Origin of the sequence: Mycobacterium sp. Root135 (assembly GCF_001426545.1) — a bacterium.
Taxonomy (GTDB): Bacteria; Actinomycetota; Actinomycetes; order Mycobacteriales; family Mycobacteriaceae; genus Mycobacterium.
This window is the reverse complement of sequence record NZ_LMEZ01000005.1, coordinates 385,622-405,812: the sequence shown is the minus strand read 5'-3', so window position 1 is coordinate 405,812 and position 20,191 is coordinate 385,622. Positions and strand designations below refer to the sequence as shown.

The 20,191-nt window shown below is 65.5% G+C and carries 16 protein-coding genes; 11 read left to right on the top strand and 5 right to left on the bottom strand.

What is annotated here, in order from left to right; genetic code table 11:
* Positions 1-35: 35 nt before the first annotated feature.
* The gene (locus tag ASD37_RS13080) at positions 36-935 is read right to left on the bottom strand and encodes an alpha/beta fold hydrolase (protein WP_056551410.1); all 900 of its coding nucleotides are present in this window, start codon (positions 933-935) and stop codon (positions 36-38) included.
* Between the two features lie 57 nt (positions 936-992).
* Between ASD37_RS13080 and ASD37_RS13075 the strand changes: the two genes are divergently transcribed.
* Positions 993-2,198 carry an enhanced intracellular survival protein Eis gene (locus tag ASD37_RS13075; RefSeq protein WP_056553219.1) on the top strand — a complete coding sequence of 402 codons (1,206 nt, stop codon included), beginning with the start codon at positions 993-995 and terminating at the stop codon, positions 2,196-2,198.
* Positions 2,199-2,290: 92 nt separating this feature from the next.
* On the opposite strand, the gene ASD37_RS13070 is transcribed toward ASD37_RS13075, so the two are convergent.
* The 3 genes from ASD37_RS13070 to ASD37_RS13060 form a co-directional block, all read right to left on the bottom strand.
* Positions 2,291-3,367: an inositol-3-phosphate synthase gene (locus ASD37_RS13070; protein WP_056551408.1), complete on the bottom strand. Its 1,077-nt coding sequence runs from the start codon at positions 3,365-3,367 to the stop codon at positions 2,291-2,293.
* Between the two features lie 48 nt (positions 3,368-3,415).
* Positions 3,416-3,979, bottom strand: a complete 564-nt coding sequence (locus tag ASD37_RS13065) for a PadR family transcriptional regulator (protein ID WP_056551406.1) — start codon at positions 3,977-3,979, stop codon at positions 3,416-3,418.
* A 138-nt stretch (positions 3,980-4,117) separates the two neighbouring features.
* On the bottom strand, positions 4,118-4,984 hold the full coding sequence (locus ASD37_RS13060; RefSeq protein WP_082570184.1) for a DUF1707 domain-containing protein: 867 nt from the start codon (positions 4,982-4,984) through the stop codon (positions 4,118-4,120).
* A 110-nt stretch (positions 4,985-5,094) separates the two neighbouring features.
* On the opposite strand from ASD37_RS13060, the gene ASD37_RS13055 reads away from it, so the two are divergent.
* The 4 genes from ASD37_RS13055 to ASD37_RS13040 all read left to right on the top strand — a co-directional run bounded on the left by ASD37_RS13055 (position 5,095) and on the right by ASD37_RS13040 (position 10,106).
* Positions 5,095-5,529 carry a DUF5318 family protein gene (locus ASD37_RS13055; RefSeq protein ID WP_056551401.1) on the top strand — a complete coding sequence of 145 codons (435 nt, stop codon included), beginning with the start codon at positions 5,095-5,097 and terminating at the stop codon, positions 5,527-5,529.
* A 211-nt stretch (positions 5,530-5,740) separates the two neighbouring features.
* Complete coding sequence (locus ASD37_RS13050) at positions 5,741-8,023, top strand: transglycosylase domain-containing protein (RefSeq protein WP_156720919.1); 2,283 nt, start codon at positions 5,741-5,743, stop codon at positions 8,021-8,023.
* Between the two features lie 26 nt (positions 8,024-8,049).
* Positions 8,050-9,645 carry a glycosyltransferase family 87 protein gene (locus tag ASD37_RS13045; protein ID WP_056553212.1) on the top strand — a complete coding sequence of 532 codons (1,596 nt, stop codon included), beginning with the start codon at positions 8,050-8,052 and terminating at the stop codon, positions 9,643-9,645.
* Entirely contained in the window at positions 9,642-10,106 is a 465-nt protein-coding gene (locus tag ASD37_RS13040; protein WP_056551400.1) for an SRPBCC family protein, read from the top strand. Before ASD37_RS13045 ends, ASD37_RS13040 begins: the two co-directional genes overlap by 4 nt.
* A 1-nt stretch (position 10,107) precedes the next feature.
* On the opposite strand, the gene ASD37_RS13035 is transcribed toward ASD37_RS13040, so the two are convergent.
* Positions 10,108-10,788, bottom strand: coding sequence for an MPT63 family protein (locus ASD37_RS13035; protein WP_235568210.1), 681 nt, complete (start codon positions 10,786-10,788; stop codon positions 10,108-10,110).
* Positions 10,789-10,980: 192 nt separating this feature from the next.
* Here ASD37_RS13035 and rpsF point away from each other — a divergent pair, with 192 nt between their 5' ends.
* From rpsF to ASD37_RS13005, 6 genes are all read left to right on the top strand, one after another.
* Positions 10,981-11,271, top strand: a complete 291-nt coding sequence (gene rpsF / locus ASD37_RS13030) for a 30S ribosomal protein S6 (RefSeq protein WP_056551398.1) — start codon at positions 10,981-10,983, stop codon at positions 11,269-11,271.
* A gap of 89 nt (positions 11,272-11,360) precedes the next feature.
* Entirely contained in the window at positions 11,361-11,891 is a 531-nt protein-coding gene (locus ASD37_RS13025) for a single-stranded DNA-binding protein (RefSeq protein WP_056551396.1), read from the top strand.
* A gap of 35 nt (positions 11,892-11,926) precedes the next feature.
* A complete protein-coding gene (gene rpsR, locus ASD37_RS13020) occupies positions 11,927-12,193 on the top strand; it encodes a 30S ribosomal protein S18 (protein WP_056551394.1) in 267 nt (88 codons plus the stop codon).
* 20 nt (positions 12,194-12,213) lie between these two features.
* A complete protein-coding gene (gene rplI / locus ASD37_RS13015; RefSeq protein ID WP_056551393.1) occupies positions 12,214-12,666 on the top strand; it encodes a 50S ribosomal protein L9 in 453 nt (150 codons plus the stop codon).
* 458 nt (positions 12,667-13,124) lie between these two features.
* Positions 13,125-15,785 carry a replicative DNA helicase gene (dnaB, locus tag ASD37_RS13010; protein WP_056551390.1) on the top strand — a complete coding sequence of 887 codons (2,661 nt, stop codon included), beginning with the start codon at positions 13,125-13,127 and terminating at the stop codon, positions 15,783-15,785.
* 585 nt (positions 15,786-16,370) lie between these two features.
* Positions 16,371-20,051 (top strand): P-loop NTPase fold protein, encoded by a 3,681-nt coding sequence (locus ASD37_RS13005; RefSeq protein WP_056551389.1) that lies wholly within the window; start codon positions 16,371-16,373, stop codon positions 20,049-20,051.
* Positions 20,052-20,191: the final 140 nt, after the last annotated feature.

Here is a 20,191-nt window from a genome sequence, read left to right as displayed (position 1 = left end):
TTGTGAAGCATTTGGTGAACGGCAGCCAAACACGGTCAGCGGGCGAGCACCCCGCGCAGGATCTCGACGAGCGCCGCCGGCTGATCACCCTGGACGGAGTGGCCGGAGTCCGCGACGACGTGGGTGCGCAGAAAGCCCGGGGCCGCGGTGGCGAACGCGTCGGCGTCCTCGTCGTTGACGAAGTGCGAGTTGGCGCCCCGCACCAGCGTCGTGGGCATCGTGATCGACGGGACGTCGTCCCAGAGGCCCTCGAACCCTTCGCCCTTGCGGAACGAGTCGTAACGCCACGTCCAGGTGCCGTCGTCGAGTTGCTTGCTGTTGTGGAAGACGCCGCGGCGCAACGACTTACGGTCGCGATTCGGCGCCATCGCCACGGTCACGTCGAGCATCGCGGCGAAGCTGGGGAAGGTGCGGTCACCGCGCACCAGCGCGACGGTGCCCATCTGCGCCTTGGTCATCTGCTCGTGGCGTTCGGGTGCGGACGGGGTGACGTCGACGAGCAGCAGCTCGGGTACCAGCGCGGGCTGGGTCGCGGCCAGCCGTAGTGCGGTCAACCCGCCGAGTGACATGCCGACGATCAGGCGCGGCGCGGGAGCCCATTCGCGCAGCACCGGCGCCAGGGTGTCGGAGTTGAGCTTGGGGCCGTAGTCGCCGTCCTCGCGCCACGCGGACCGGCCGTGGCCGGGCAGGTCGACGGCCAGCGCGGGCACGCCGAGGCCCAGGATGACGGTGTCCCAGGTGTGGGCGTTCTGCCCGCCGCCGTGCAGGAAGACGACCTCCGGATCGGCCGTGCCCCACTTGAGCGCGCTGACGGGGCCCGACTCCAGCCTCTCGGCCGACGGCAGGGGACCGGTGGCGCCGATCTGCTCGGCGTTCTCCGCCAGCAGCGCGAACTCGTCGAGGCCAAGCAGGTCGTCGTCGTTGATCTCCGCCATCGTTCGACAGTACAAAAGGGGATGCGACGGTCGGCGCGCTGTGCCACCGTCGGATTCATGCCTTCCCCGACTGGACTCTCGATCCGTTCCGCCGAGGACGCCGACTGGCCCGCGATGGTGCTGTTGGCGGCCACCTGTTTCGGGTCCTTCCGGCCGCGGGAGGCCAACGACATGTGGCGGACGCTGATGCCCGCCGACGGCGTCGTGATCGCCTGCGACGGGGACGACGTGGTCGGGATGGCGTACTACCTCGATCTTCGGTTGACCGTGCCGGGCGGCGCGGTGCTGCCGATGGCCGGGGTGTCGTGGGTGTGCGTGGCTCCGACGCATCGCAGGCGCGGCGTGCTGCGGGAGATGTTCGGTGAACTGCATCGTCGAATGGCGTTGGCGGACTACCCGATTGCCGGACTCGAGGCGTCGGAGGGCGCCATCTACAGTCGGTTCGGTTACGGCCAAGCGAGTGTCGTCGAGTCGCTGAGCGTCGACCGTCGCGGGGCCGAGTTCCTCGACGAGGTTCCCGATCGGGGTGGCGTGCGGATCGTCACGCCGGTCGACCACCGCGATCGGATCGAGGAGGTCTACGAACGCTGGCGGCTGAGGACGCCCGGCGGATTGTTCACGCCACGACAGATGTGGGATCAGGTGTTCGGTGACCGGGAGGAGTCGCGGCGTGGCGGCGGTCCGCTGATGGCGCTGCTGCACGACGACGGCTTCGCCATGTACCGCATCCACGGCGACAGTGAGCGGAAGACGGTCGCGATCACCAAGCTGGCGGCGGTGACCGTCGACGCCTACGTCGCATTGTGGCGGACGCTGCTCGGCATGGACCTGATGGACACCGTGACGGTCGAGGCGCCGCCCGGTGAGCTGCTGCCGTACCTGCTGACGGACGCGCGGCGGGTTCGGCTCACCCATCGCGAGGACGGGCTGTGGCTGCGAATGCTGGACGTACCTGCGGTGCTGACGGCCCGGACCTATGCGGCCGACGCGTCGCTGGTGCTCGACGTCTCCGACGGGTTACTCGGCGGCGGCGGCCGGTTCAAGCTCGAGATTCGTGACGGTCAGGCGAGCTGCGAGCCCACCGACGCCGAGCCCGACGTGTGGTCGACCCTGTCGGTGCTCGGCAGTCTCTACCTGGGTGAGCACCGCGCATCGGCCTTCGCCGCGTCGAATCGACTGCGCTGCAACGACTCTCGGGTCATCGACGCGCTGGACGCCGCGTTCGCTTCCGACGTCCCCGCGGAGCTCGGCTTCGGCTTCTAACCCCGCCCCAAACCGCATCGAGTGTGCTGTGAGATCGCCTCAACCGAAGTTGTCGCGATCCCACAGCACACTCGATGGTGAGGTTGAGGAACCTAGCCCTCGATGAACGATTCCAGCTGGGCGCGCGCGATGTCGTCGGCCAGCTGCTTGGGCGGGCTCTTCATGAGGTACGCCGAGGCGGCCTCGACCGGTCCGCCGATGCCACGGTCGAGGGCGATCTTCGCCGCACGCACCGCGTCGATGATGACGCCAGCGGAATTCGGCGAGTCCCAGACCTCGAGCTTGTACTCCAGGTTCAGCGGCACGTCGCCGAAGGCGCGGCCCTCGAGGCGGACGTAGGCCCACTTGCGGTCGTCGAGCCAGCCGACGTGATCGGACGGGCCGATGTGGACGTCCTTGGCGTTGAACTCGCGCTGCAGGTTGCTGGTGACGGCCTGGGTCTTGGAGATCTTCTTCGACTCGAGGCGCGAGCGCTCCAGCATGTTGAGGAAGTCCATGTTGCCGCCGACGTTGAGCTGCATGGTGCGGTCGAGTTGCACGCCGCGGTCCTCGAACAGCTTGGCCATCACGCGGTGGGTGATGGTGGCGCCGACCTGGCTCTTGATGTCGTCGCCGACAATGGGAACGCCTGCGGCACGGAACTTCTCGGCCCAGACGGGGTCGGAGGCGATGAAGACGGGCAGCGCGTTGACGAACGCCACGCCGGCGTCGATGGCGCACTGCGCGTAGAACTTGTCGGCCTCTTCGGACCCGACGGGAAGGTAGGACACCATCACGTCGACCTTGGCGTCCTTGAGCGTCTTGACGACGTCGACGGCCTCGGTGTCGGACACCTCGATGGTCTCGGAGTAGTACTTGCCGATGCCGTCGAGCGTCGGGCCGCGCTGCACCGTCACGTTGGTGGGCGGCACGTCGGCGATCTTGATGGTGTTGTTCTCGGAGGCGAAGATGGCCTCGGAGAGGTCGAAGCCGACCTTCTTGGCGTCGACGTCGAACGCGGCGACGAACTGCACGTCGCGGACGTGGTACTTGCCGAGCTTGACGTGCATCAGACCGGGGACGGTCGAGTTCTCGTCGGCGTCGAGGTAGTACTGCACGCCCTGCACCAGCGACGAGGCGCAGTTGCCGACGCCGACGATGGCGACCCGGATTTCATTCGACTCGGACATGGGGCGATCTCCTTCTGTACTGACGACTGCGAAGCGGGTGTTGGGGATTTAGGGCTGTGGTTCGGGGGTGGTCTCGGGGCGGCCTGTAGCGGCGACGCGTTCTGCCGCGATCAGGTCGTTGAGCCACTTGACTTCGCGCTCGCTGGACTCGAGCCCGAGTTGATGAAGCTGGCGGGTGTAGCGGTCGAGTGAATTACTGGCGCGCGCGATGGCTTCACGCAGGCCTTCGCGGCGTTCCTCCACCTGGCGGCGACGACCCTCCAGGATGCGCATCCTGGCCTCGGCCGGGGTGCGGTTGAAGAAGGCCAGGTGGACGCCGAATCCGTCGTCGGTGTAGTTCTGCGGACCGGTGTCGGCGACGAGCTCGGTGAAGCGGAGCTTGCCGGCGTCGGTGAGGACGTAGACCCGCCGGGCCCGCCGCATCTTGACGGCACCGACGGGGTCCGACTCCTCGACGATGAGGCCGTCGGCTTGCATCCGGCGCAGGGCCGGATACAGAGAGCCGTAGGAGAACGCCCGGAAGGCTCCGAGCAGGCCCGTCAGCCTCTTGCGCAGCTCGTAGCCGTGCATCGGTGACTCGATGAGGAGTCCCAAGATGGCCAGTTCCAGCATCGAATCACCTCCTATGCGGTTTCGCTACGACGATTACACCCGTCGAAAAAATGTATCGCACCGATATAAACGGCGCTGCGTAAAGCGAACATACACAACACTTTGGAAAGTCCGCCAGTCAGGCGGCGAGTCGGGCCGCTATTTTGGCGGCGGGCCGTCGATGCGCTTGATCGTGCCGTCGCCGGCGAAGGTGATGGACCCGCTGCCGAAGTCACTGGAGACGCTGACGCGCAGAGTCAGCGTGCCGGGCATGGTGGGGTCGCGGGCCGGGTCGATCGTGAGGTAGGTGTCGTCGGCCTCGACGTCCTTCTGCTGTAGTCCGACCGTCTCGGGGGCGCCCCTGATGATCCCGACGACGGTCTTGACGTCGAAGGCGCTCAGGTCGACCAGAGTGTCGTCCGAGCTCTTGGTGGCCGGATACGGATCGTCGAACCCGCCGCGGTACGTGTAGTTGAGCTTGCGCCGGTCGTCGGTGGGGTCGGGCCGATAGAGCACGGCGTAGTCCGGATAGATCGTCAGGCCGTAGCCCATGGTGTCGCCGAAGCGTTGACGCATCTGTTCCATCAGGCCGGTCAGCCCGCCGAGTGACTGCAGCTGCTTGGGCGGGGTGATCACCTTCGCGGGGATGCCGTCGGACTTGGCGCCGGGGTCGGAGGTGAAGCTCAACGGCGAGGTGGTGTTGCCGTACAACCCCCAGCCAATGGCGATGCCGAGAACCACCAGAACGCCCGCCACGGCGGCGCGCATGCCCCAGCCGCTGTCACCGCCGATCATCCGCGAGGGCTTCTTCAAGTCGGGCATCTGGACCGGTGCGTTGTCGTTCTGCAGGTCTTCCACCAGCTGTTGGAGGTCGCCGAGCGTCGCGGCGGTGGTGGCGGCCGCGACCCGGATGCGGTGCTCCTCCCCGGACAGTTGCCCGTCGCCGAGCGCGCTGTCGAGTACCTGGCAGGTGTTGTTGCGGTCGCTGTCCTTCGCCCGTGTACCTGCTGTCTGCCGAGTCGCCATTGACGGATCGTAGGAGTTCACGTGCCATCGCCGCAGACCAGATGTCGAACAGGGGTGAAGGTGGCGGAGTCGAAGCTGCGCGAAAGGGGGGCCGACGTACTCTGGTCATCGTGCGATTGCAGCGACAGGTGGTGGACTACGCGCTCAAGCGGCGGTCCCTGCTGGCCGAGGTGTACTCGGGCCGCACGGGTGTTTCAGAGGTCTGTGACGCCAATCCGTATCTGCTGCGCGCCGCGAAGTTCCACGGCAAGTCCAGTCAGGTGATGTGTCCGATATGTCGCAAGGAGCAGCTCACGCTGGTGTCGTGGGTGTTCGGTGATCATCTCGGAGCAGTGTCCGGATCCGCCCGCTCCACCGAGGAGCTGGTGATGCTGGCAGCCAAGTTCGACGAATTCGCGGTGCACGTGGTGGAGGTATGTAGAACTTGCAGTTGGAATCATTTGGTGAAGAGCTATGTGTTGGGCGCGCCACGTCCTCACGGAGGAGCGACGCGCACCAAGAACACCAAGTCGGCGCGCTCAGGAGCGCGTACCGCCAGTGAATAGCGAAGGGCGACAAGACCGGTCGGCCGACGACATCCGCAAGGGGACCTCGGCCGACGGTGGCGTCGCGCAACCGCGACACTCCGCGCCGTCCCAGTCGGACGGTGCGACGCGGGCGTTGCCACAGCAGCCACAACAGCAGCAGCCCCAGCCGCCGCGCCCCCCGCAGCAGCCGCAGCAGCGTGATCCTCGGCGCCACGACGACCGCCAGACGATGGTCATCCCGCCGGTGCGCGACGCGCGCCCGGCTCAGTACCGCGACCCGATCGACGTCGTCAAGGCCGCGTTGGACGGCACCCCGCCGCCGAAGCCACCACCGCCAGGTCCGCCCGGCGGTGGCCGGCCACCCGGTGGCGGTTCGGGCGGGCGACAGTTCAACGTCAACTGGAAGTGGGTTCGCCGCGGGTCGTTGGCCGCGTTGGCGATCTGCATCCTGCTGCCGATCGTGACGTTCGCGATGGCGTACATGATCGTCGACATCCCGAAGCCAGGAGACATCCGGACCAACCAGGTGTCGACGATCCTGGCCAGCGACGGCAGCGAGCTCGCCAGGATCGTGCCCCCCGAGGGCAACCGCGTCGACGTCGACATCGACCAGATCCCGGTGCAGGTGCGCAACGCGGTGATGGCGGCCGAGGACCGTGACTTCTATACCAACCCCGGGTTCTCGTTCACCGGTTTCCTTCGCGCCTTCAAGAACAACATCTTCGGTGGCGACCTGCAGGGCGGGTCCACGATCACCCAGCAGTACGTCAAGAACGCATTGGTCGGCGACGCCCGATCCGGCGTCGGCGGGCTGGTGCGCAAGGCCAAGGAACTCGTCATCTCCACCAAGATGTCGGGGGAGTGGTCCAAGGACCAGGTGTTGCAGTCCTACCTCAACATCATCTACTTCGGACGGGGTGCCTACGGCATCGGCGCGGCCTCGCAGGCGTACTTCGGCAAGCCCGTCGAGCAGCTCAACGTGGCGGAGGGCGCGCTTCTCGCGGCGTTGATCCAGCAGCCGTCGGGGCTCGACCCCGCCGTCGACCCAGAGGGTTCGGCCGAGCGGTGGAACTGGGTGCTCGACGGCATGGTCACGATGGGTGCGCTGTCGCCCAACGACCGCTCCGCGCAGGTGTTCCCCCCGACCGTCCCGCCGGACCAGGCGCGCGCGCAGAACCAGACCAGTGGACCGAACGGCCTGATCGAACGTCAGGTCACCAAGGAACTGATGGATCTGTTCAACATCGACGAGCAGACGTTGAACACCGAGGGTCTCCAGATCACGACGACGATCGACCCGAAGGCGCAGAAGTCCGCCGAGGACGCGGTAGCCGAGTACATGGAGGGCCAGGATCCGGACATGCGGACGGCCGTCGCCTCGGTCGACCCGAAGACGGGCGGGGTCAAGGCCTACTACGGAGGGTCCGACGCCAACGGCTTCGACTTCGCGCAGGCCGGATTGCCGACGGGGTCGTCGTTCAAGGTCTTCGCACTGGTGGCTGCGCTGCAGCAGGGCATCGGGCTCGGGTACCAGGTGGACAGCTCGCCGGTAGAGGTCAACGGCATCAAGATCGGCAACGTGGAAGGCGAGGGTTGCGGAACCTGCAACATCGCCCAGGCGCTGAAGATGTCGCTCAACACCAGCTACTACCGGCTGATGCTGAAGCTGAAGAACGGCCCGCAGGACGTCGCAGACGCCGCCCATGCCGCTGGTGTCGCCGAGAGCTTCCCCGGCGTCGAGCACACGCTGTCCGAGGACGGCAAGGGCGGACCGCCGAACAACGGCGTCGTGCTCGGTCAGTACCAGTCGCGGGTGATCGACATGGCCTCGGCCTACGCCACCCTGGCCAACTCAGGCGTCTACCACCGGCCGCACTTCATCCAGAAGGTCGTCCGATCCGACGGGCAGACGTTGTTCGACGCGGCGACGCAGGACGATCCAGGCGAGCAGCGGATCGACAAGGCCGTCGCCGACAACGTCACCTCCGCGATGCAGCCGATCGCCGGCTACTCCAGGGGTCACAACCTGGCCGGCGGCCGTCCGTCCGCGGCCAAGACCGGAACCAACCAACTGGGTGACACCGACGCCAACCGCGACGCGTGGATGGTCGGCTACACGCCGTCGCTGTCGACCGCGGTCTGGGTGGGTACCACCGAGGGCACCAAGCCGCTGGAGAACAAGTCGGGCGGGTCGGTCTACGGGTCGGGCATTCCGTCCGACATCTGGAAGGCCACGATGGACGGCGCCCTCGAGGGCACCGACAACGAGTCGTTCCCGAAGCCGACGGAGATCGGCGGCTATGCGGGTCCACCGGCCGCGCCGCCGCCTCCGCCACCACCCCCGCCGCCGCCGTCGGAGACGGTGATTCAGCCGACGATCGAGTTGGGTCCCGGCATCACGATTCCGTTCGGCCCGCCGACGACGATTCAGCTGCCGCCGCCGGGGGCGCCGCCGCCTCCCGGTGATCCGGCTGCCACTCCGACGATCACTGCGCCGCCGCCTCCGCCGTGATCGGCCAGGACCCAGATCGGTCGACGGTGTCTCCGGCACCTTTGGCCGAAGACTTGCGCAGCGACGACGCCCGCGACTTCCCCAGCCGGACCGACACCATCGGTGCGGCGCTGGCCGGTGCCATCGGCGGGCCGGTGGGCAAGCACGCGCTGATCGGCCGGGCCCGGTTCATGACGCCGCTGCGCGTCATGCTGATCATCGCGCTGCTGTTCTTGGCGCTGGGCTACTCGACCAAGGCGGCGTGCCTGCAGTCGACCGGCACCGGGACCGCCGACCAGCGGGTCGCCATCTGGGAGAACCAGCGGGCGTACTACGAGCTCTGCTACTCGGACACCGTGCCGCTGTACACCGCGGAGTTGTTGAGCCAGGGCAAGTTTCCGTACAAGTCGTCGTGGACGGAGAAGGACTCCACCGGCGCGCAGCAGATCCAGTACGACGGCACACCCGCCGTGCGGTACATGGAGTATCCGGTGCTCACCGGGCTGTACCAGTACGTGTCGATGGCGTTGGCCAAGACGTACACGGCGTTGACGAAGCTGGTGTCGATTCCGGTGGTCGCCGAGGTGGTGATGTTCTTCAACATCTCCGCGTTCGGGTTGGCGTTGGCGTGGTTGGCCACGGTATGGGCGACGACGCTGTTGGCGGGGCGCCGGATCTGGGACGCGGCGCTGGTCGCCGGGTCACCGTTGGTGATCTTCCAGATCTTCACCAACTTCGACGCGTTGGCGACGGCGTGTGCGGCGGGCGCGATGCTGGCGTGGTCGCGTCGCCGACCGGCCGTAGCGGGCGCGCTGATCGGCATCGGGGTGGCGCTCAAGCTGTACCCGCTGCTGCTGATCGTGCCGTTGGTGATCCTGGGGTTGCGCACGGGCCGCATGCGCGAGGTGGGCAAGACCGCCGGCGTCGCGGTGGTGACGTGGCTGGTGGTCAACCTGCCGATCATGGTGCTGTACCCGCGCGGATGGTCGGAATTCTTCCGGCTCAACACCCGTCGCGGCGACGACATGGATTCGATCTACAACGTCGTGAAGTCGTTCACGGGGTGGCGGGGCTTCGATCCGAACCTGGGGTTCTGGGAGCCGCCGTCGGTGACCAACGCGGTGACGGCCGTGTTGTTCGCGGTGTGCCTGTGCGGCATCGCCTATGTCGGGTTGACGGCCCAGCGTCGTCCCCGGTTGGCGCAGTTGGCCTTCCTGGTGATCGCGGCCTTCCTGCTGACCAACAAGGTGTGGAGTCCGCAGTACTCGTTGTGGTTGGTGCCGCTGGCGGTGCTCGCGCTGCCGCAACGACGAATCCTGTTGGCGTGGATGACGGTCGACGCCTTGGTCTGGGTGCCCCGGATGCTGTACCTGTTCGGCGAGGCGAAGATGGGCTTGCCGCAGGAGTGGTTCACGGCCACGGTCCTGCTGCGGGACATCGCAGTGGTTGCGTTGTGCGCCTTGGTAATCCGCCAGATCTACCGTCCCGAGTTGGACGTCGTCCGCCGCGGCGGAGTCGACGACCCGTCGGGTGGGGTGTTCGAACACGCGCTGGACGCCCCGCCCAGATGGTTGCCCTCGCGGCTGCGGCCCACGCCGCCCGCGCCGACGGTCGAACCCGAGAAGGAGTTGACGCTGACATGAGCGATCTGACGTTCAGTGATTCCGTGGTGGTGAACGCCGACGCGGACACCCTCTACGCATTGGTGTCCGACGTGACCCGGATCGGCGAGTGGAGCCCGCAGTGCCGGGCCTGCTGGTGGGACGAGGGCGGCGGTCCGACCGTCGGCTCGTACTTCACCGGACGAAACGACGACGGCAAGCGCACGTGGGAGACCCGTAGCCGGGTCGTGGCCGCAGACCCGGGCCGCGAGTTCTCTTGGGTGGTCAACGACGGCTGGGTGCGCTGGGGCTTCAGCCTGGAGCCGGCCGAGGGCGGAACGCGCCTCACCGAGCACTGGTCCTTCGAACCCGCGGGCATCGAAGGCTTCCGCGGCCGCTTCGGCGAGAAGGCCGACGAGCAGGTCGCGATCCGGACGAAGGCCGCCAAGGAAGGCATTCCGGTGACCTTGGCGGCGATCAAGCGGACCGCGGAGGGCGGCTGAGCTATCCGACCCCGGAGCCGTCCCCGCCTTCGACGTCACTCCCGGCGGTGCTTTGGCCGCCGCCACCGCCCGCACCGTTCTGGTCGCCGGCCGTGGTGCTCGGCCCGGTGAAGTTCGGCCCGGTCGACCCGGTCACTCCTCGGGACTCCGCGCCGCCGCCGACTTCCGCCGCGCCGGTTGACCCGGTCGCGCCGCCGCCGGTGGCCGGCTGACCGCCGGTGTCGACCCAGCCGAGCACGTCGTGGGTGCCGTCGTTGTAGACCACGCTGTTGGGCACGGGGCCGACGACGTCGAAGTAGAGCTTGCCCGTTGTGCTCCCGCCCGGCGGGAGCGTCGCACCGCTGAGTCCCTGCGGCGTGAAGACGTTGGCGAGCACGCGGTAGTTGTCGCCGTTCTCGCTGCGGGCGTTGAAGAACGGGATCACCGGCGTCGCAGGTCCCTGAACGGCGTCGGCGGTCACCATCGCCTCGTACAGGCGCCCGGCGACGGGGTAGGGGATGACGTCGGCGCTGGGGGAGAGGCCGCGGACGGTGTAGCCGATGTCGATTCCGGCGGCGTCTCGGACGGTCTCCTGCTGCCCGAACGGCTTGATGTCGTCGATGGCCCAAGCAGGTGCGACGGTCGCGGCGCCGTACAGTACGGCGGCCGCGATGGATCCTGCGATGCGAGTCTTGGCGGTCACGGTGGCTGGTCCCCTCTGCGTTGACGGTTCCTTACGCAGCGGGCGATACCCGGGCCGTCGACGTCGAAACAACAGCACGATTTCGCAGCTCAGAGGGTCCTGCTGTAACCTTGCCGAGTTGCCGACGCAGGCGACCCTCCTGTCACGGACAAGCCGTGGCCGCAAACGACCATAGGAGGTGATGGGTTCCACATGCGTCCATACGAAATCATGGTCATCCTCGACCCCACGCTCGACGAGCGAACTGTTGCACCGTCATTGGAGACGTTCCTGAACGTCATCCGCAAGGACGGCGGCACGGTCGAGAAGATCGACATCTGGGGCCGGCGCCGCATGGCGTACGAGATCCTCAAGCACCCCGAGGGCATCTACGCCGTCATCGACGTGAAGGCCGAGCCGGCCACCGTGTCCGAGCTGGACCGTCAGCTCAGCCTCAACGAGTCCGTTCTGCGGACCAAGGTGATGCGGACCGACAAGCACTAGGCCCAATGGCCCGTGCCCGTCAGAGCGCATCCGTAGGCTCGCTTGCGATCCGTTCTTAGCGACCTGCTTCCCAATCACATGGAGGACCCGTGGCTGCTGGTGACACCAATCTCACCATCGTCGGAAACCTGACCGCCGATCCCGAGTTGCGGTTCACGCCGTCCGGGGCCGCCGTCGCCAACTTCACGGTGGCGTCGACGCCTCGGATGATGGACCGTCAGACCAACGAGTGGAAAGACGGCGACCCGCTCTTCATGCGGTGCAGCATCTGGCGCGAAGCTGCCGAGAACGTGGCCGAGAGCCTTACCCGCGGTTCGCGGGTGATCGTGACCGGTCGCCTCAAGCAGCGTTCGTACGAGACTCGTGAGGGTGAGAAGCGCACCGTCGTGGAGCTCGAGGTCGACGAGATCGGTCCTTCCTTGAAGTACGCGACGGCCAAGGTCAACAAGGCCAGCCGTAGCGGCGGGGGCGGAGGCGGCTTTGGCGGCGGTGGCGGTGGTGGCGGCGGTTCACGCCCCGCGGCCAGCAGTGGTGGTAACGATGGCCCGAGAGACGACCCGTGGGGCAGTGCTCCCGCGTCCGGATCGTTCAACGGCGCCGACGAAGAACCTCCCTTCTGATCAACTGATTTCCAAGTACTGAGAAAGAGATAGACATGGCGAAGTCCTCCTCCACGAAGAGGCGCCCGGCTCCTGAGAAGCCGGTCAAGGCCCGGAAGTGCTCGTTCTGCTCGAAGAAGGGCAAGAACCAGATCATCGATTACAAGGACACCGCGTTGCTGCGGACCTACATCAGCGAGCGCGGCAAGATTCGTGCCCGCCGGGTCACCGGTAACTGCGTGCAGCACCAGCGCGACATTGCGATCGCAGTCAAGAACGCCCGCGAGGTAGCCCTGCTGCCGTTCAGTGCGACGTCGCGCTAAGCCGAACGAAGAGAACTGACATGAAACTGATTCTGACCGCTGAGGTCGACCACCTGGGCTCCGCCGGCGACGCCGTCGAGGTCAAGGACGGCTACGGCCGTAACTACCTGCTGCCCCGTGGCATGGCGATCGTCGCGTCGCGTGGCGCCGAGCGCCAGGCCGAGGAAATCCGCCGTGCTCGCGAGACGAAGGTCGTCCGCGACCTGGATCACGCCAAGGAGATCAAGGCCGCTCTCGAAGAGCTCGGCCCGGTGTCCTTGCCGGTGCGCACCGCCGGTGCGGGCAAGCTGTTCGGCTCCGTCACCACCGGTGACATCGTCGGCGCGATCAAGAAGGCGGGCGGCCCGAACCTGGACCGCCGGACCGTCAACCTGCCCAAGGCCCACATCAAGGCCACCGGCGCGTATGCCGTCGTGGTGCAGCTGCACCCCGAGGTCACCGTCGGCGTTTCTGTGAACGTCGTCGCCGAGTAATACCCACAGCGTCAATACGCCCGGGTGAGGGCTTGATCGATCTTCACCCGGGCGTTGCTGTGCGCGCTGGCGAACATCACGGGCCCCTCGTGACCCAGCGAACATAACCACCCGTTAACCTTTTGGGCCCGTGCATGCAACACAACACGCCCGGGACGGCAACCACGGACGACACGCCGGGGCAAATCGCATCCACAAGTTCCCACATGGCTCGTAGCGCCCCCATCTGCGGTGATGTCGAAAAACTCGATGGTTGTGCACAGGTTGTCCCCAAGGGCTCAACATGGCCCACCGGATCTATGCACACTGCGTCCACAGGTCTATGCACAGGTCTCGCTTGCAACCGTTCCAGCAACGTCTCTAACGTGAGCCGTCGGTATCTGGGTTTACTCTCGCGGGGGAGTACGTCGAATACGTGTTCGACATCGATCTGACATGAAGGGGGAGGTGGACGCTTCGTGGCTGTCGTCGACGATCGGGGCTGGCAGGGCGGTCAGTCCGGGGGTCGCGCGGAGCAGGAAGCTCCCCCAGCCGAGGAGTACGGCCGCCAACCTCCACAGGACATGGCTGCCGAACAATCGGTGCTCGGCGGCATGCTGCTGTCGAAGGACGCCATCGCCGACGTCCTGGAGCGGCTGCGGCCCGGCGACTTCTACCGCCCCGCGCACCAGAGCGTGTACGACGCGATCCTCGATCTGTACGGCCGCGGTGAGCCCGCCGACGCGATCACCGTCTCCGCCGAGCTGGACCGCCGCGGACTGCTCAAGCGCATCGGTGGCGCCCCATATCTGCACACCCTGATTTCCACCGTGCCGACTGCGGCCAACGCGGGTTACTACGCCGGCATCGTGTCGGAGAAGTCGCTCCTGCGGCGTCTGGTGGAGGCCGGAACGCGGGTGGTGCAGTACGGGTACGCCGGCGCCGACGGCGCGGACGTGGCCGACGTGGTGGACCGCGCCCAGGCCGAGATCTACGAGGTCACCGAACGGCGCACCACCGAGGACTTCGTCGTCCTCGAGCACCTGCTGCAGCCGACGATGGACGAGATCGACGCCATCGCCTCCCAGGGCGGCGTCTCGCGTGGTGTGCCCACGGGCTTCACCGAGCTCGACGAGGTGACCAACGGTCTGCACGCCGGCCAGATGATCGTGGTGGCGGCCAGACCTGGCGTTGGCAAGGCCCTCGCCTTGGACACGCCACTGCCGACGCCCACCGGCTGGACCACGATGGGCGACGTCGCGGTCGGCGACGAGTTGATCGGGCCCGACGGCGAGCCGACGCGCGTGGTCGCTGCGACTGAGGTGATGGTCGGGCGTCCGTGCTACGAAGTCGAGTTCTCGGACGGCACGGTCATCGTGGCGGACGAGGAACATCAGTGGTTGACCGACACTCGCGCATCTCGCAAGTCAGCTCAAGCGGCAGCTGTCGGCTACAACCGATACAAGAACCAACGCACGTTCGCCGCTGTGCGGACCACCCGCGAGATTGCGGAAACGCTGCGCTGCCCGACGGTCGACCAGCGCGTGAACCACTCGGTCACGAATACGGCGCCGATTCGAGGCCGAGAGCGCGAATTACTCGTTCCGCCATATACGTTGGGCGCCTGGCTCAGTGATGGCACGACGGCTGCGGCTCAGATCACGAGCGCTGATCCGGAGATCATCATGCGCATCGAGTCGGAGGGGCTGGTAGCGCGCAAGTCTCCGTCCGCCATCTATCGATACCAACTGCTCCTCCCCGAGGCGCCACCTACTCCCGTCCGCAGGTGTGTGGTGTGCGGCAACGAGTTCCTGCCGCAGACCAGCCAGGTCAGGACGTGTGGACGCAGTTGTGGTGGACGCGCACGGTTCATGTCGGACGCCGTCCCAGCACCGAGTTGTGCGCGGTGCGGCGGTTCGTCGAGCGGGATGCGACTATGCCAGTCGTGCCGCAACGCGGTCGGCACGCTGCAGGCCAGGTTGCGGACGCTTGGTGTGTTGGGCAACAAGCACATTCCCGTCGGGTATCTCCGCGCAGCCGAGACGCAGCGCCGCGCACTGCTGGCGGGCTTGCTGGATACCGACGGGACCGTTACGCACGGCGGGTCCGTGCAATTCGCTGTAACAGACCCCCGGCTTGCGGCGGACGTCGCCGAGCTCGTCGTCAGCCTGGGCTATCGCTGCCAAACGTCGACCAAGAGGGTCAGGGGCCGCAGCGAAGCGTCGTCAGTGGCATATACGCTCACATTCGCTACCGAGGACGATGTCTTCGGCCTGCACCGAAAGTCGGTGCTGCACAAGGAGCGTCGCGCCGCAGTCAACCTGGCTCGCTCCGGATCCAGATTCATCGTCGGCGCGCGTCGCGTGGAGAGCGTTCCCGTGCGCTGTGTGGAGGTCGACAACTCGACCCACATGTACTTGGCCAGCCGATCGATGGTTCCCACGCACAACTCGACGCTCGGGCTGGACTTCCTGCGGTCGTGCTCCATCAAGAACCGGCACTCCAGCGTCATCTTCTCCCTGGAAATGAGCAAGTCCGAGATCGTCATGCGACTGCTGTCGGCCGAGGCGAAGATCAAGCTCGCGGACATGCGCTCCGGCCGTATGAGTGACGACGACTGGACGCGGCTGGCGCGGCGGATGAGTGAGATCAGCGAGGCGCCGCTCTACATCGACGACTCGCCGAACCTGACGATGATGGAGATCCGCGCGAAGGCGCGCCGGTTGCACCAGAAGGCGGATCTCCGGCTGATCGTGATCGACTACCTGCAGCTGATGACCTCCGGCAAGAAGGTCGAGTCACGCCAGCAGGAAGTCTCCGAATTCTCAAGGCAGATCAAGCTTTTGGCCAAGGAGCTCGAAGTCCCGGTGGTGGCGATGAGCCAGCTGAACCGTGGGCCGGAGCAGCGCACCGACAAGAAGCCGATGCTCTCCGATCTTCGAGAGTCGGGATCGATCGAGCAGGACGCGGACATGGTGATCCTCTTGCATCGCCCCGATGCCTTCGAGCGCGACGATCCTCGCGGCGGCGAGGCGGACCTCATCATCGCCAAACACCGTGCGGGACCGACGAAGACGATCACAGTGGCCCACCAGCTGCACCTGTCGCGATTCGTGGACATGGCGCGTTCTGGAGTCTGATGATTGATTTGTACGTTCTCAGATTCGATGTCCAATTCTCATATCCGATGGCCACTCGATGGCCAATTGGACATCAAATGTGAGACACGGGTGCCGCAAGGAGGCAGTTCGATGGTTGCCATGCAGAGGTTCAGCGCTTGGATCCCCTATTGAGACTGGTGATCACAGCCGATCTCCCTGCACTTCTGCGCCTACGCGGTACAGCCCATCCAGGTACTGGGTGTGAAGCCCCGATGTTGGGCCCCGCCGAACGTTCGTGGAGAAGTGTGGCGTGATGGGACCGACCATCACCCAAGCGAAGAGCCTGATCGATCGCGACTGCCGAGTTGCCGGAACCGACGATGAGGTTAAAGACAAGGTCCACCACCGGGGTGCCTTGGCATGCCGAACCGACTTTGCACCTTGAGGCTGGGAGGTGCATGCCGATGTGCGCCAACGCAATAGGCATACGGTTCGCTCTGGGGTCGACGCAACGCCGGGCGCGCCGTGCCCTGGCTTGTTGTCGTACCCCCAGGCCAAAATGAATTTCTTCCTGCACTGCATTCAGACGCCGCATACGCCCCGGCGCAACGACGAAAGCTGACTATGGTCGAATCTGCTCCGCCGCTGCTTAAATCTGGCGATCTTTTTGACGACCAAGAGGTATCTACAGCCGGGGCCGACAAGCTGGCTCACCTGCGTATCGCGGACCAGCTCGCCGCGCTGGTGGTCACGGTTCCAGCCCGATCCAACGTCGCGCTATATGGCCCGTGGGGATCGGGGAAAAGCGGCATCGGCAACCTCGTTCGTGACGCTGTTGCTCGCCGTCCTGGCACCAAATTTGCGCGTTTCGACGCCTATAAGTACGCCGAAACCCCTCTCCGCCGCAATCTAATTTCCGCCGTTGCCACCCAACTCGGAATTAGTAAGCCGAAATATCACAGTGACCTGTACACCGGCCGCACCAGGACAGACATCGCGATTCCGGTGTCGCGCTGGGTTCGGATCGTTGCGACATTTGCTGGCCTGTTGTTCGCTCTTGCAGCATTGCTCGCCGTCATCATCGCGCTAATCGCCTGGCCACAGCCCGAACCCTACGGCGAGGCCTTCGCCAAGCTTGCGGGCCAAGTCGCCAACGCGGCCCTGGTCCCCGCGGCGTTGCTCTCGGCTCTGATCACCCTGTCGAGCAGGACCTTGCAGGTCGATCGCACTCTGGGCAAGCCAGAGAGTGACGAACAATTCGAGTCCATTTTCGCCGACTTGGTTCGCGACTCCGGTGCTCGTCGGTTGGTGGTGTTCGTCGACGAGGTCGATCGATGCTCGGCCGACGATGTAGTGGCAACCCTCGACGCGATCCGAACCTTTCTCGGTACCGACAGGTGTGTCTTCCTGGTGGCTGCGGATCAGCAGGTGCTTGAAGAGAGCCTCACGCGGGCGGCTAAACAGGAGACCCCTACCGACGAAGTCAACCCGTACTACAGCACCGGCAGCGCGTACCTAGACAAAGTGTTTCAGTATCAGGTCAGCTTGCCGCCGCTGCTTTCCCAGCGCATCACCGCCTTCGCCGCCGACCTCGTGAAGGATAGAGACGGGCTGTGGGCTGACATCAGCAGCGATTACGTGGTCTCGGTACTCGTTCCTACCCATGTCACAAGCCCACGTCGGGTCAAACACCTTCTGAACGCTTTCGCGTTGAGCTATCGCCTCGCCGAGGATCGGCACGCTCAGCGTCTGCTGGCAACAGATCCGCGAGATGCTGCCGCGGAGCTTGCCAAGCTCGTATGTCTCCGCGTCGAATTTCCGCTTTTCGCTCGAGATCTCCAAATTGATGCGCGCCTGCCCGAGATGGTCCTGCACATGCTCGCTCATCCCGATGATGTGAACCTCGACGCATCGTGGCCTGACCGGGCGATAGAGCGAGCTCGCGCCTATGCGTTGAGTCGAGCCGCACCTGCAAACCTGTTGACCGACCAAGCCACGGCCGTTGACGTTCAACGAACGGCACTAGCCAGCAACCAGCAGCTTCTCGACTATCTGCGGCGCACCCGTACTGTTCCGGGGCCCACACGCGACTTAGTGTTCATGCACAGCAGCGGCGCTGCTTACGGACTCGACGGTCAGCTCGCCGCAGCGATAGAGGATGCTGCCGAAACCGCCGACGTAACGACAGTTGCCGAACGCCTGCGCGGTTGCGACGACGCCACCCAACGCGGCGTTGTCAATCTGTTGAACCACTTGATGAGGACCAGCGTCGGACTGGGAGCTCGCAACGTCGCCTCGACACTGCTCCATCTCTACGTAGCCACCCCTACCCTGCCAGTGGCTCATGTTGCCGATTCCGCCAGTGAATCCATAGCTCTGCTGATCGACGTCTTTCGGGAGATCCTTGACGACACCACAGTCGAAGCCGCATGGAATCTCGCAGCTATCGGAACCTCCAACGGAGCGCAGAGACTGCGCGGGGCCGTGCTCGACTACGTCGACACGGTAGGTACTGCCAGCGCGCACTTCCTGCTGCGCAATCCGGAGCCCGCGCTAAGCGACAACCGTGGCGTCCTTGCGCGCATCGCCGCGACCGCCATTGCGCAGGACGAGGGCCAACGATGCGTCAGTCAGCTTGAGGACCTGTCCGATGCCACACTCTTCGACTTCCTTGACGCGTGTCGAAGCGACATTTCGGCCGCCCTCGCAGCGGCATTCAAGGCCTACGTCAAGCCGGAGCCTGGACAACAATTAGCCGCCGCCCCGTCCGCCCCATCCGCGTCGCCGAATTCTGACGCATTGAACCCGCTCCCTATTGTCGTGGCCATCGCCGCGCTCGCGCGTGACCGCATCAAGAGCACTGAGGTGGCCCAACAGATCGTGCTCCTGCTATTGGACATTAACCACATGTCCGCGCGGGAGGCCGCGGCGCCGTTGTTGGCTGGGGTTGCCCCTGTTTCGTCGGATGTTCTCGTCGAGGCCATTCTCACGTCCGCTCCCCGGCGCCCGACCTTCACCTGGCCGCAGTGGTACGACGCCGTCGCCGCCGAGACTGTTGAACGGCGTCACGGACCACTGCTGCAAACAGCCGCGGACACGCTGTGGACGCGCATCAACGAGGACGACTCTCCCGGCCTGAAGGTAGTCGACCGCTCCGTCGCATCCATTCAGCGGCTATCAGATCACCTGCCCCCTGATGCCAGGCCCGACGTGTCCGATTCGATCTCCGCCGCCCTCGCGGCCCCTCTCACAGAACCGGCCCAAGCACAGTCTCGATCCGATGTCCTGCGCAAACTGCAACCCATTTACGATGCGGGATTCGCACGGCGCGATCAGGTGTTCGGTGCAGTCACGCCGGCCCTGCACGACAACTTCAGCGCCAACTTCGGTGCTGTAGTGGACCGCGATGGACCGCTTGCCAGCTACCTGTACAACGACGCAACAACGATCTTCGCCCTTGGCGCGTCCGCGCTCAGCGATCCCAAAAGCTCGTTGTTGCAATTACTTTCCGATATCGCCGAGTCGCAGTGGTTCGAGGAGCCGTTCAGTCTTGAGTTGCAGCTAAAGCTCATCACCAGCTCGGATATTGCACTGACAGATTTGCCCGGCGGCCTAGATCACGCCTACATGGTGGCGACTGTGGAGCGATTCACCATCGGTGCATCCACAGTCGCCGAGTTGTGGTTGCAGGTTGGATCATTCACTGTTGAGCAGCTTTCCCAATTTGTTTCGACGTTGCGCGCACGCGGCGTGGTCACCCAGGACATAGCCGACGAGTTACGCAAGCTTCGCCGCGGGTGGACGGCAGAGCAGCGGGTGCAGTTCGTCCGCTCCCAGATCGTTGATCCAGATGCGGGCCGAGTAACCGCCCTAGGCTCATCAATCGTCGGGCTCAACGAACTGGACGATGATGCGATCGCCGACTTGCTGGTCGAGCGTTTCACTCAGTGCCATAACAATCCCCAACGCCGAGCACTCATCGATGTGTGGCGGGTCGCCGAGTTGACCGCCGAACCAGCACGGCGGCAGTTGATCACCGCAGTGATCATCGGTTTACTTCAACCCGCCGACGGCTCTGCTCCCGGCCAAGGACAGGTCGAAATAGCCCTTGACGCCCTCGAGCGCCTCGGCAGGCCCCTGCCTTGGGGTGTGAAGACCGCACTGGGATCGGCGGTCAAACGCGGGGTGACTGGTAGGGACAAGCTCGAAGCGAAAGCCGTGAAAGTCATGGAAAACCTTGGGTACGCGACCGAGCGTCGTGGCCTTTTCGGCCGCAAGAAAGGCATCGACTACGAATCGGCGTGACGGGCTAATACCGAACATCCCGTCACGGGCGGCCCGAGTGCCGCGGTGCTCGGGCGGCAGAACGGCGCCGATGGTCCATCTGCTGGCTCCGCCAGGCCCGCACCCGTAGATTCCTGAGGTGAGCAGTGTCATGGATACGA